The 13,201-nt window shown below is 47.0% G+C and carries 11 protein-coding genes and 1 pseudogene; all 12 read right to left on the bottom strand.

Translation table 11 applies throughout. The features are described from left to right. Positions 1-82 precede the first annotated feature (82 nt). Complete coding sequence (locus BLT01_RS12545; RefSeq protein ID WP_176765147.1) at positions 83-805, bottom strand: AEC family transporter; 723 nt, start codon at positions 803-805, stop codon at positions 83-85. Between the two features lies 1 nt (position 806). After that, positions 807-1,037, bottom strand: coding sequence for a hypothetical protein (locus BLT01_RS12540; RefSeq protein ID WP_125903827.1), 231 nt, complete (start codon positions 1,035-1,037; stop codon positions 807-809). Positions 1,038-1,210: 173 nt separating this feature from the next. Continuing rightward, positions 1,211-1,669: a PadR family transcriptional regulator gene (locus BLT01_RS15330; RefSeq protein ID WP_281241523.1), complete on the bottom strand. Its 459-nt coding sequence runs from the start codon at positions 1,667-1,669 to the stop codon at positions 1,211-1,213. A 216-nt stretch (positions 1,670-1,885) separates the two neighbouring features. Then, positions 1,886-2,731 (bottom strand): BKACE family enzyme, encoded by an 846-nt coding sequence (locus BLT01_RS12530; protein ID WP_092098282.1) that lies wholly within the window; start codon positions 2,729-2,731, stop codon positions 1,886-1,888. A gap of 3 nt (positions 2,732-2,734) precedes the next feature. Beyond that, positions 2,735-3,364 (bottom strand): alpha/beta fold hydrolase, encoded by a 630-nt coding sequence (locus BLT01_RS12525; protein WP_092098280.1) that lies wholly within the window; start codon positions 3,362-3,364, stop codon positions 2,735-2,737. Between the two features lie 98 nt (positions 3,365-3,462). After that, positions 3,463-4,002 (bottom strand): carotenoid oxygenase family protein, encoded by a 540-nt coding sequence (locus BLT01_RS12520; RefSeq protein ID WP_092098277.1) that lies wholly within the window; start codon positions 4,000-4,002, stop codon positions 3,463-3,465. Between the two features lie 220 nt (positions 4,003-4,222). Continuing rightward, the gene (locus BLT01_RS12515) at positions 4,223-5,698 is read right to left on the bottom strand and encodes a sodium:solute symporter family protein (RefSeq protein WP_092098275.1); all 1,476 of its coding nucleotides are present in this window, start codon (positions 5,696-5,698) and stop codon (positions 4,223-4,225) included. A gap of 26 nt (positions 5,699-5,724) precedes the next feature. Beyond that, entirely contained in the window at positions 5,725-7,350 is a 1,626-nt protein-coding gene (locus tag BLT01_RS12510; RefSeq protein ID WP_092098272.1) for an N-acyl-D-amino-acid deacylase family protein, read from the bottom strand. Then, positions 7,343-8,563: a YgeY family selenium metabolism-linked hydrolase gene (locus BLT01_RS12505; RefSeq protein ID WP_092098270.1), complete on the bottom strand. Its 1,221-nt coding sequence runs from the start codon at positions 8,561-8,563 to the stop codon at positions 7,343-7,345. The genes BLT01_RS12510 and BLT01_RS12505 overlap by 8 nt, the downstream gene beginning before the upstream one ends. Further along, complete coding sequence (dpaL, locus tag BLT01_RS12500) at positions 8,560-9,780, bottom strand: diaminopropionate ammonia-lyase (protein WP_218123200.1); 1,221 nt, start codon at positions 9,778-9,780, stop codon at positions 8,560-8,562. The genes BLT01_RS12505 and dpaL overlap by 4 nt, the downstream gene beginning before the upstream one ends. Continuing rightward, positions 9,755-11,077 (bottom strand): helix-turn-helix domain-containing protein, encoded by a 1,323-nt coding sequence (locus tag BLT01_RS12495; protein ID WP_092098265.1) that lies wholly within the window; start codon positions 11,075-11,077, stop codon positions 9,755-9,757. Before BLT01_RS12495 ends, dpaL begins: the two co-directional genes overlap by 26 nt. Before the next feature lie 349 nt (positions 11,078-11,426). Further along, positions 11,427-12,627 (bottom strand): annotated as a pseudogene (locus tag BLT01_RS12490) (iron-containing alcohol dehydrogenase). Positions 12,628-13,201 lie beyond the last annotated feature (574 nt).

Here is a 13,201-nt window from a genome sequence, read left to right as displayed (position 1 = left end):
AGAACCCAGCATTTCTTATTCCTACTATAATAACCTGCAGCCTTTGTCCATGCGCTCCCCCAGCTCCTCCCGAGGCAGTCTGTCATCCTCCAACCACCCACGCATTCAGTGCGTAAATCATGAGTGGAATTGTCAGCAAAGCCACGAGTGTCGAGCAGACGGTCGTGATGGCGCCCATCTCCTCGTCTGCCGAGTACTTGGCGAAGAGCATGGAAGCGAGCGTCAGCGTCGGCATCATCGATTGGATCATGACCGTCTGCAGCATGGTCGCGTCCAGCGCCAGCCCTTTGCCAAGCATCGCTGCAAACACCGGAAGAATGATCAGCTTGACGGAGACGGGCAACCAGAGGGTGGCCTTTTTCTGTCCGAGACTGCCTTCCGCCCTTTTTCTGAAGAGGGTCATGACGAGGATGCCGATGTAGAACATGGCGAGCGGAGCGGCGATGGCGGCCAGCCGGTCAATCAGGTCGACCAGCACTTCGGGCGGCCGGAACCGGGCAGCGGCCATTCCCAGCCCTGCCACGATGGCGATGATTGGTGTGTTGATCATGGTCCTGAGCATCCCGAGGCCGATCCGCCGGTCCTTCTGGAGCATAAAGGCGCCGAGCGTCCAGAGCGTCACATCCACACCCGCATCGAACATCGCCGCATACAGGGCGCCCTCCGGACCGAGCAGGACGGCGCACAGCGGAATGCCGATAAACCCGGTATTGCCGAGACCCGACAACAGCGCAAGTTCTTTTGTCCGGTTGACTTTCTTGTGGAATAGCACGGCAAACAGGTAGCCAATTCCAATTCCCGCCACATTAACAAATACCGAAAGGACACACAAACAAAATTTTCTTCAGCAGGCTCCCGTCAATCTCCACCTGAAAAATACTCGATAAGATAATGCAGGGCATTCCCACATTTACTATCAGGCTGATGAACACATTCCTTGTGTCTTCATTAAAATGGAACGTCCGCGTCAATTGAGCGCCGATCATGATCATCATCGTGATAACCGCGATGGAATGATACACAAGACCGATGGCCACGATGCCCCCTCCCCTCCACGTTGCATACAAAATTATCTTTCCTTTTCTTCGATTCGATTGATGTCGAATCCTGCTTATCAAGCTGATCGTCAAGAGTGACATTTTCTGAAAGCCGACAAAGCAATACCCTCGTCCACCACATCACACTCGCGGCAAACAAGGGTATCATGATTTTATTTGTTGGCAGATCCGGTCATCTGCGCCAGCAGACTCTTAAGCAGACGGTCTGTCCATTCCAGTTCAATGTTAATAATGGCAAGCCTTCTTGACAACAAATAGTATCTGCTTGAATAGCCTTTTTGGTAGTCAGTAAAATCGGCATCCTGATCATTTTTGAGTTTTTCCAGTTCTTCAGTGAAGTGTTGCCGTTCCTTGAGAAGTGTAATCGTAGTTTCGGGTCCTGACAGCCATGATGAATAAATCTTGATGATGAATTCATCTCTGAAAATAGGCTCCGAAGGTTTTTCGTCTTCTATCCACTCTTTTAACTTGGAACGGCCATTGTCTGTAATGTAGTACTCCTTTTTGTTTGGCTTACCTTGCTGTTCGATCACTCCGTGCTGAACGTATCCCTTTTTTTCCAACTTGGAGAGCAAAGGATAGATTTGACTAAGGTTCGCCGCCCAAAGCAGTTCAAGTTTTTTCCAATTTCATTTCCTGATGCATTCATCCTGGATAAGATCCCTAAAATAGCATATGCGAGTGAATTCACGAACTCCCTCCTGATCTTTGCGGCGCCATTCGAGTCCACTATATCAATCGTCATCATTTTACCACACTTCCCATTACGCCTAACATGAGGAGGAAAACAGACGAAAAAGCAGGCGATTGCAGCCTGCCTTTCACGCTTAGCTTTTAATAGCTGTATTGGATTTGATACGGCGACGCGGGAGCTGGTAAATTTCTTCCGTTTCATCAGGAGTGGCAACTTCGCGTCCAAGTTCTTTGGCAATTTGTACAAGGCGGCTGACAAGCTGAGCGTTGGATTCGGCCAATTCACCCGGCTTGTAATGAATGGAATCTTCCATGCCGACCCTTACATGTCCGCCCATTCCGATGGCCATTGTATGGAGAAGCAATTGGTTTTGAAGTGCGATTACACCCCAAGTGGAGTTCTCGGGAAGATGATCAATATAGCTGAGCAGTGCTCTCGGTGTTGCAGGCGCTCCCCCTGGAGCACCAAGGATGAATTGGAAGTGATAGGGCGGGGAGATGAGTCCTTCTGCAATCAGTTTTTTGGCATTTTCCATCATCCCCAGATCAAACACTTCCAGCTCGGGCTTGATTTTCGCTTCCTGCATCGTCTTCGCTGCTTTCCTTAAATATTCAGGCGTGTTAATGAAAGCCACCTCTCCAAAATTTAGAGAACCCACATTAAGCGAGGCAAGCTGGGGAGATAGCCGACAAATGCCAAGACGTTCTTCTTCGGTGCCATTCAGCTTGGAGGCAGTCGTCAATCCGATCAGAATGTCACACTTCTCTTGAATCTTTTGGACGGCTTCTTTGAGAACATCCAATTCTGCGGTCGGTGTGCCATCATTTCCCCGGACATGAAGATGCAGGATGGAAGCACCTGCCTCGCAAGCCTTTGAGACGTCTTCGGCAATTTCATCGGTTGTCAGCGGGATATTCGGGTTGTTTCCTTTCATATGAAGACCACCGTTTGGCGCTAGTGTAATCACCAGTTTTTCCACGGTTCACCCCTTCTTTCCTTCTTGATTTTGAATCCACTGCCCCAAAACTTGGACAATCTGTTGCGGCTGTTCCATTGGCATCATGTGTCCAGTTTTTTCAATAATTTCGAAGTCTGCACCCGGGATTCGGCCGGCCAGTTCCTTCAGCCGCTCCGGAGAAAACAGCCGGTCCTCTCCGCCTGCCACAATAAGAACAGGGAGATTTGCATGAGAGAGCAGTTCCGTATAATCCTGACGGTGCATGGCAGCCGTAACATGGCTGATAAATCGCTCCGGCCCATAATCCCGGACAATTTTCTTTCTCTTCTCCATCAACTGTGTGTCTTCCAACCCGGCGGGTGAAAAGGTAAGTGAAGCGTTTGCTTCAACCATGTCGAAGTATTCTCCTCTTCGGGCGCGGCCGATGGAATTTTTCCGTCCTTCGAATTGCGCCGTCGTGTCTGCTTCGGTAGTGGAACCCATCAGTATAAGGCCTTTCACAAGTTCAGGCGCCTTCCGATACATCTCCAGTACGACATACCCACCGAACGAAAACCCGCATAGATACGACGGTTGATCAACCTTTTCAAGGAGTCGGTCAGCAATGATACCCAAAGAATCAACGTCCGGTACATCAACAGAGAGAATGCTCAAACATTCCGGAAGCCCGGCTTCAACTTAGCTCCAAATATCTCGGGTATTATTTAGTCCGGGCACGAGCATAAGCTGGCTCATTGTCATCCCCTCCTTTGTCATCTAACCGGATTTTCTCGGTAAAGACGCTCTCCCTCTACCCAACATGCATGTGTTCCGGTTTGTACAACATGAGGAAGAATGATTCGGGCAATGGGTCCGCGCTCAATTTCCGCAGCGCCCAAAATCAGAACTTCGGACTGATTATTCTTCATGTCGAGCACCATCGTAATCACATAACCATCATCTTCCGCCTTCGGGTTTGGTCTTAGGGCAATCTGCGGTTCATCTCCATACCGTCCTTCTCCATATTCATAGCGGGTTGCGTTTCCGGTCAGTAAATCATATTTCTTGATACCGATGAACAGCCAGTTTCCTTTCTCGAAAAGGGTGTTGTAGCTGTAGCGGTACTGATAGCCCACATAGTGGTTATTGACCACTGGGAACTCAGTCACTTCGTCATCAATGCATTGCTCGGTCGTCTTTCCGGTCTTCATGTTAAAGCGGAAACGCCACATATGAGTTTTTGTATTATGTTTGTCCAGATGAGCCAATATCCGCTCGTAAGGATCACTATTTTTCTCACCGACAGCCGGCATCTTAGGCTGGATATCTGATCAGTGAGTTTATGATCGCCGGACACCCGGGACGATTACGCAGTGCGAGAAGCATGCGGTACTTGGTGATCTGCAAGAACCTGAACTAAAGCTCACGTCTTCCGGGAAACCGTGGAATTATTGGAGAATGAGAAAAAGCAGCCGGGGATAGCTGCTTTTTTGTTCCCAGATCAATATCAAACTACCTGAAACCGCTTTCAATTCATTCGAATGTCTTTGACAATCGCGCTTCTGGGATGTCCGCCTCTTCACCATCTATCATTTCTGATGGCTTATTTTTAGTTAACAGTGACACCCCAAAGAATGTAATGATGCTGACCGCCAATGCCGGAAAAATAGGATCCAATCCGCCGAAGCCCACAATACCATTTTCGGCTAGAGCAACAGTAATACTGCCTAATATCAACGAGGCCATACTACCAGCAGCTGTTGCACGCTCCCAAAAATGTCCCACTACATAAGGGATAAACGCACCCCCTGCTCGTAAGGTGAACGAGAAGACAAGCAGTGTAATGATATCTGTGAAGTTAGCTACAGCTATGATCAGACTTAGTCCACACACGATGAACATTGTCCAACGGATCATTTTAAGTAGTTGTTTATCATCAGCATTCTTATTGAAGTATTGGCTGTAGATGTCATTGGTAAAGATGGACCCTGCCGCAAGCAAGTTACTAGATGCACTAGACATTGTGGCCGATATTAAAGCTGCAAATAGCATTCCAACGACAAAAGATGGGAGGACTTCCACTGCCATTAAAGGTAATGCGTAGTTAGCACCCTGTTCAGCCATAACGCTACCGTCAATGAGACCATTTTGCACCATGCCGTACATAAGGATCCCAATGAATGCCGGAATAAAAGCAAAGATCGCATAAACAATCGAGGTAATAATTGAAGCGTTTCGCGCCGCCTTCTCATCTTTTGCAGAATAGTAGCGCTGGACGGCTTCCTGGCCGACAGTAAATGAAGCGATATACATAATCACCAGTGCAGTAATTGTCCCTATTCCAGTACCGTCAGTCATGCTCCATTTGGCTTCAGGGACATCGGCAGTCAACGCTGTAAAGCCACCGCCTGCATCCAGTGCAAATGGGATGATTAATGCCATACCAACCAAGATGAGCAGCCATTGTACAACATCTGTATAGACTACACTGTACATCCCGCCCATTACACTGTATACAGCTACGACTGCAGTGACGATGAAAGCAGATAGGGTATAATCCCAACCCGTCATTACTGAAAGAATCGTAGACGAAGCGATAATCTGAACTGCTGTCAGACCCACCATCGGCAACATCATGATAATCGCTGTAACCAATCCATTTTTCTTCCCATAGCGCTTCGTAAAATACTCCGGTACCGTCTTAACCATCGCTCTGCGAAGCATAGGAGCGATGAAGGCAAGAACGATAAATGATACTGCCATAGCACTAACATACCAAAATGCTGAGAAGCCCCAATCTCCATAAGCTTTTTCCACAACACCCATTGTTGAGCCTCCACCTACTTCTGTGGCAGCAAGACTTCCAGCAAGCAACCATGGTCCCATTTTCCGGCCAGCTACTAAGAAATCTTCGTTGTTTTGTATCTTTCTGGATGCTAAATAACCAATTAGGACCATGACCGCAAGGTAGACTACAACTACGGAAATAACCACCATATTCGTCCCCACTCAGATCTCCTCCATTTTGGGTGTCCTTATTGGATTTGCTCCAGAATAGATTCTCTATCTTTATTGTATGCTCGTCGGATAACCTCTCCTGAACCTTGGTCTATCGCTTTTGGCCCATCTATCACAACATGGCCTCCTACAATAACAAACAAGATACCTTCATTAAATTGTTTAGGATTATCGTATGTTGCCCGATCAGAAACCGTCTCCGGATTAAAGACAACTAGGTCCGCCCTTAACCCCTCTCTGACAATTCCCCGATCTTGAAGACCGATGATCCGAGCAGGTTGGGAGGTCATCCGACGAATCATCTCTTCCAGGCTGGTGATGTTCTCCTCTCTTACATACTTACCTAGAACACGCGGGAAGGATCCATAGGCTCTCGGGTGGGGTTCACCGCCGAGAAGACCATCACTGCCGATTGTACCAGCCGGGTGTGCCAAGATTTGTTTTACAGATTCTTCATTCATTACAAAATCAATCATCCCAACAGCGTTTCGCTCACTCAAAATTAGATCGAGCGCTACATACGCATAATCCTTCCTTCCCTCTTCCATAGCAATTTCTCTAATTGTTTTGCCGACACAGGACTGCCTGTTAGTAGAAGCTACAGAAGTAATGACAATTCCATCCCAGCCTGCCCATTTAGACATACTGTCCCAACCCTTTCCTGCAGTTTCCATCTCCGCTACCATCCGGTCTCTAAGGGCGCGGTCTTGCAGGCGTTCTAGCATGGCTTCCGATCCGCCATCATGTGCCCACGGAGGGAGAATAGCACTTAGCATCGTGCTTCCCGCTGTATAAGGATATTGGTCAAACGTTACCTCCAACCCCTCATTTCTAGCCTCATCAATTTTTCTCAGGACATCCGGGGTCTTGTACCAGTTATCTTTTCCACAGTTCTTTAAGTGTGAGAAATGGAGATGAGCACCGCAACGTTTCATCATTGTAATAAGTTCATCCATCGACTCAAGAATTTCATCACCTTCACTACGCTGATGAATAACCAAAGGGGCACCATATTCTGCAATTACTTGACAGAGCGCCTCCAATTCTTTCATTTCTGCGAAACAGCAGGGAGGATAGATGAGGCCTGTAGAAAGACCAACCGCTCCCTCATCCAAAGATCGGCGCAGAACCTCTTGCATTTGGGAAATCTCTTCGTCTGTTGCAGGACGGTTAGCAAGTCCCATGACTTCCATTCGAATATTTCCATGCGGTGCAAGTGTCGCGAGATTATAGCTTGGCTGTTTTAATTCAATTTGCTCCAAATACTCTGCTATTGTAGTGAAGTTCCATTGGATTGGTGGTGTTCCATCAAGACCGGCCAGATTATTCTGCCAGTCTGTTAAGTATTCAACTGGTAACGGAGCTGCAGCAATGCCATCCTGCCCTAACAGGTCTGTTGTGATTCCCTGACGTATTTTCTCTTCAATCATAGGGCGATCCAAGATCACCAAGTCAGAGTGAGTATGCATATCAATAAATCCTGGACTTACTACCTTCTTTCCCACATCAATGGTTCGATTTGCGGCTACATCGAGCTTTCCAATTTTCTTTATCTGTCCACCTCCAATTGCAATGTCCCCGTAATACCATGGTGAGCCCGTTCCATCAATAATTTTTGCGTTCTTAAGTAGGAGATCATACATAAAGTTGTCCACCTTTCAGTGTCGCAATTTCTTGCAAGCATAGGGTTTCGAATATCGCAATATATCCCTCAAAGGCACTATATAGCGCTTCTAGTTCGATATACTCGTCGTCTGTATGAGCTAGAGTCTCAATTGATGGTCCAAATCCGATTGTCTTAATACCAGCCTCTCCGGCAAAATGGCTTCCATTGGTACAGAAAGCATAATGAGAGAGATTTTCTGAAAACCCTTTTGATTTTAGGCTATCACGCAACGCTTGAATCAAGGGATCCTCAGGATCCAGCAACCAAGCTGGGAAGTAGCGCTCAGCCTTTATCAAATTCCCGGTATAACATTTCGCTTCCCCCGTAGCAAATGAGACTTTTGCTTTAAAGTTCGGATCCTTTGCAGAAAATTCATCAATTATCTGCTGAATCGGGGCTAAAATGCTTTCTTTCGTTTCATTCACCAATGTTCTTCGGTCATATGTGACTTTGCAATAGTGAGGAACAACCGAAGCTCCAGGATACGGAGCTGATTTGATATCCGTAAGCTCCAAGATTCCTTCTCCAAGAACAGAATGGGTGGGCTTTGGGAGTTCACTAATTTTCCCTGTTAATTTCATCATCTGATTAACCGCATTGATCCCCTCATCAGGATTCGAAGAATGAGCAGGCTTACCAAATGTCTCAACTACGATTTCCGCACGGCCCCTCTGCCCATGTTTTATGGTGAGACCAGATGCTTCTCCTATGATCACAACATCAGGCTTTATTGCTTCACTGACTTTTCTGGTGGCCACTCCCTCAAAACATTCTTCATGCACGCTGCATGAAACGGCAATTTCCCCTGCAAATGCTCTCCCATTTGCTTCAGCAAATGATGCTCCTGCTGCGATTGCACAAGCAACGGCTCCTTTCATATCTGTTGCTCCACGGCCATATAACTTTCCATCTTTCACTAGTCCTTCAAAAGGAGGAACTGTCCAGTTTTCTTGATTAACAGGCACCGTATCGATATGACCGTCAAATAGCACAACCGGCCCTGGCTTTTCACCAATGATCCTGCCGATTACATTTCCATATTCATCAGTTTTTACATCATCGTATCCGAGAGACTGAAACATTTCTTTTACTGCTTCTGCTACACCACCTTCTTCTCCGGAATAGCTCTTATTCTGGATTAAAGTTTGGCACATCTTAAGAAGCAGCTCTTGCTTGTGCTGGTTCGTCATATTTGTCCAACCCCCACTTCGCTAGTTATATGACCCCAAACCACTTTTCGGTAGTGATTTGGATCTGTATCGCCTTCCGTACTAATTACAAGAATCACAGACTTTTCATCCAACCCAATTTCTTTAGCGATTCCAATGGAATCCTCCGCAGTCATGAGATCATACACGAGCCCCACTGGAGCTGCTCCCGATTCCCCCGATATTACCCGGTCGTCTTCGCCCAACGGGTTCCCCAACACCCGCATTCCCAATTCTGCAATCCAGTCGTCACACGAGAAACCACCATGAGCATACTCCGAAATTATGTTCCAAGCTGTTTCATTCGGTTCTCCGCAAGCAAGTCCAGCCATGATTGTCTGCATGGCCCCTCCGACGTTCACTGCATGGCTGCTATTAGCCTTAAATGACTGGTAATAGCAATCGGCCACATCCGGCTCCACAATATACGTTTTAGGCAATTCCTCTCCATACAGTAGAGCCATATATCCTAACACTGCCGCTGCAAACGACCCAACGCCAGCCTGGAGGAAAAGATGTGTCGGTCTTTGTTCCTTCAATTGCTCTTCTAACTCCGCGCCGATCATGGAATACCCTTGCATGATCCATTCTGGAATCTTTTCATATCCCTCCCATGCAGTGTCCTGCACGACCACCCAGTTATTCTTTTCAGCTTGCTCTGCCACGTATCGGACGGTATCATCATAATTCCACTCTGTGATGAACCCCTCCGCCCCAGTGTCGGTAATATGCTTTAATCTTCGTAAGGAAGAGCCCTTTGGCATGTAAATCACAGCATGAAATCCCAGCTTTTTTGCCGCCCAGGCAACCCCCCGTCCGTGATTCCCGTCAGTGGCTGAGGCAAATACCACATTTCCCACTTTTTTCTTTAGTTCTTTTGAATTCAACCTTTCGAATGTGAGTTCTTCTAAAGGAATATCGGCTTTTTCACTAAGATATCGGCCTATTGCATAAAGACCTCCCAACACTTTAAATGCATTTAACCCAAAACGTTTCGACTCGTCTTTTACATAAATATCTTTCACACCTATAACCTTGGACAATTCTTCCAGCCTTACGAGCGGTGTCTCGTTATAACCCTCGTAGCTTTTATGAAATCGGGTGATTGGTTCAATGCTGTCCTTTTGTAAGAAATTCAGCAGATCAGCATGATGTCCAGTGCCTCTAACCGTGTTATTGACCAACTTTATTTTCTTCATAATTCTCTTCCCCCACTTCGTTCATTAATAATTGATACACAAACTTAGGCCTTCCTTTGCCCCCAAAATGCTCCTCTCCCGCTTGGACTGCAAGACCCTTCTCAACAAATTCATTCAAAGTTCTCCGACTGTTCCTGATGGTCTGGTTGAGTTCCTTTGACAATTCTTCAGCGGTAAGGCGGTTCTTCCCGAGCGCCTGCATTGCCTCGAGTACACGGCGAATGACCATTGCCGATACCTCATATTTTTTTGCAAGTTCAAAGACATTCCGATCACTTGTCCGGTATTCTTTTTGTTGATTACTAAGTATATTGACTACTTGTTCCTCATCTTGTATCAGGTAACACTGATTGCCTCTCTTAGTCGCAGAATAGGCGAGCGACTTTCTGGCACGGTCACCTGCCACCTGAGCAGATGTACCAAACCCCAGCCCCACATGGATGACTCTGTTTTCGTGGCTAGTGTCCATCTCTCTATACAGCCGTTCAATAAAATCAATATTCCTTTTCTCGATCATCCCCCTCGTGGTGTAAAAGACAAATTCCCCTTCACTAAGTGCAAATAAGTCCGCACTTAGCAGCTTGGCATACTCCAACAATTTTTGATGCCTCTCCAAATGCAATTGTTGTCTCCTATACCCGGATAGGTCTACCTCGTCAAAAAAACGAATATGCCCCACAGCAATTTGAGATTTCTTAAAGTAGTGCGAGCGGCTTTCAAGCACAGAATGCTGTATGCCAACCTTAATTGAAGATTCCGTGGCTAAAATAAGGACTGATGGGATATCATTCATTACCAAGTACTCATGAACGGATTTTACGGAAGTGACTGCGCAAGTGGAAACGCCTTTGTTATAAAGCTTTTCGTGAAACTCACGTAGTTTTTTTTGTTCCTCACTTGGATTGCCATAACAATGAATCGCCTGACTTGATAAGCCTAATTCTTTATAAATATCCCTAACAGCTGCCTCTTGAATACCATCAATACTTATTCGTTCCAAATGACATCCACCCATAAAGGCAACCTGCATCAATCCTTTGTAAAATGCAGATCCATCATAAGAGAGGTAGATCATCGGGAGAGAACTCTGATAAGAATTTTTCACTCTAAAATAAGGGACTGGTCCTCCAAATAACAGAATATCTTCTCTGCTTTCTGCCTCTTTAACTTTGTCTATGGCTTCTTGATCATCGTTGTAGAAATAATAACTAAGCTTCACATCATTTAAAGACTTTGCCACTTTATTTAAAGTTGGCAACAAAATATCGTTTCCAATAAACCCAATCTTCACATTCAACTCCTCACCCCCTCCTCTTAAAGGAAAAATCCTTTAATGTCCTTTAATGATAAAATGCAAGACGCGCTTTCATTTTATTTTCCCAAAAATGAAAGCGCATCCCTCAGTTGATTAATACTATCGCAGATAACCAAATACCTGTCAACGACTTTTTTGAATTTGATGAAAATTTAATTACTTATAGTAGTAAACAATAAAAACAATCGGCTTTCAAATACTTTTTACTCTTATCTAGATAGTTCGCTGAAAAAGTTGGGGTCATGTTGTTTTGGAGTGATTCCTCCATCGTTGGTTGGATTTCGGACCTGCTCGTAAGAATTCAGCGTGAATTGATTATGATTCACCGTTGCTACTCGATTTTCCACACCTTTTGGCCCACTTTCCCCTGCGTTAGATAGTCATAACAGACTTGATAAAGCCCCATAATCTCCTCACTCGTCGGCACCTTCGGGTTGTTCGCCGGGCTGCCGCTGTCCAGGGCGTCTTTGGCCTTTTTTTCTCTGGCGTTCATGAATTCCTGTTCATCGATGCCCCATTCCTTCAGGTTCGGGATGTTCAGGGAATGGCAGAGTTCCTTCACTGCTTGAACGGTCCGTTCTGCGGCCTCTTCATCGGTCATCTCTTCATCCGGAGAGAAGATCCGGCCGATATCCGCCAGCCGTTCCACGCAGGCATCTTTGCTGTATTCCAGGACTGCCGGCAGCAGCATCGCATTGGAGAAGCCGTGCGGGACCGCCGATCGGCCGGGACATGCCGTGGACCAGGCAGACGGAAGCGTTCGAGAAGGCCATGCCCGCCTGCAGTGCCGCCAGCGACATCGCTTCTTTCGCTTCAAGATCTTATACATTGTCGTAAGCCCGCTGGAGATTGGCCGCAATCAGCCGGATGGCGGAGAGAGCCAGCATGTCCGTCATCGGGTGCGCCTTCCTGGAGATGTATGCCTCGACTGCGTGGCTGAGCGCGTCGACACCTGTCGCGGCGGTTACTTTATCCGGCGTGGACAGTGTCAGCATTGGGTCGACAATCGCGGCGTCCGGCATGAACGCGGGCTGCTTGATCATCATCTTCACCTGTGTCGTGGAGTTGGTGATCACGGTGACGTCCGTCGCTTCCGCTCCGGTCCCGGCTGTTGTCGGAATGGCGATATGTGACACCGGACGCTGATCAGCCAGCTTCCGGCCGCCCATGTAGTCCCCGATATAGCCCCCGTTCGTCGCCAAGATCGACACCGCCTTCGCCGTATCGATGCAGCTCCCGCCCCCCAGCGAGATAATCAGGTCGCAGCGCTCCTCCCCGAAAATGTACAGCGCCTCGGCTACAAACTCATCGGTCGGTTCTGATGCCACCCCAATATAGATAGCGCTTTCAATTCCGTCATCTTGAAGCAGCTTCCGGCACTCATCTACATACCCGAGCTTGTCCATGATGGCATCGCTGCTGATCAGCGCCTTGCTCCCCTTTAAGTTCAGCGCCTGCTTGCCGATCTGCTGAAACGCCCCCTGCAGATAGACGATGGAAGGCGGTGTAAGAAACCCCTTGCTAGCATTCATGATGTTTCCCCCTTTTGTTTGAACGACGTTTTAGAAAAAGGGTAGCTTATGGGGGCATAAGCGTCAATCTATTTCATTTCTTCTGACTACTGATCACAATAATAATATAATGTTTCATTTGCAACGAATTCCGAATCTAAGCCTAGTATTTACCAACCCGAAAAGCATAAAAGGCTTGATTTCAATAGTATATCAAGCGTAAAACCCTTGTTAATTAAAAAAGCAACCGTAAAGGTTGCTTCAGACTGTAGACAAAGTGAGTATATTACTCCGTTGTCTGCAGTTTTTTCTTTTCCATAAAATCCTCCGGATTTCCGCTGCGGGCCCTCGCTTACCGCGGGCGTTGCCTTAGCCTCCTCGAGCTTCGCTCTGCGGGGTCTTCGGCTAACGCTTTTCCCGCAGGTGTCTCGGGCCCTCCGCTTCAATCCGCCATATGGCTTATTGAGGCAAACCGTACCTGTTTATATAATCGAATGAACAGACTACAAAACGGGTGATGAATATGCTGTCGAAATCGAATGGAACCAATCGCGATCAACTGGAAATGATCTCACTTGATGAAATGGTCCCGGAG

It is taken from the genome of Bhargavaea beijingensis (assembly GCF_900101985.1).
Lineage (GTDB): Bacteria > Bacillota > Bacilli > Bacillales_A > Planococcaceae > Bhargavaea > Bhargavaea beijingensis.
Note: the sequence above shows the minus strand (reverse complement) of the source record. Positions and strands in the feature narration are given on the sequence as shown.

Excerpts from the sequence above, each read along its gene's own strand:
- BLT01_RS12505 (WP_092098270.1), bottom strand. The coding sequence starts at position 8,563 with ATGACGAACCAGCACAAGCAAGAGCTGCTTCTTAAGATGTGCCAAACT.
- dpaL (WP_218123200.1), bottom strand. The coding sequence starts at position 9,780 with ATGAAGAAAATAAAGTTGGTCAATAACACGGTTAGAGGCACTGGACAT.
- BLT01_RS12510 (WP_092098272.1), bottom strand. The coding sequence starts at position 7,350 with ATGTATGATCTCCTACTTAAGAACGCAAAAATTATTGATGGAACGGGC.
- BLT01_RS12520 (WP_092098277.1), bottom strand. The coding sequence starts at position 4,002 with ATGCCGGCTGTCGGTGAGAAAAATAGTGATCCTTACGAGCGGATATTG.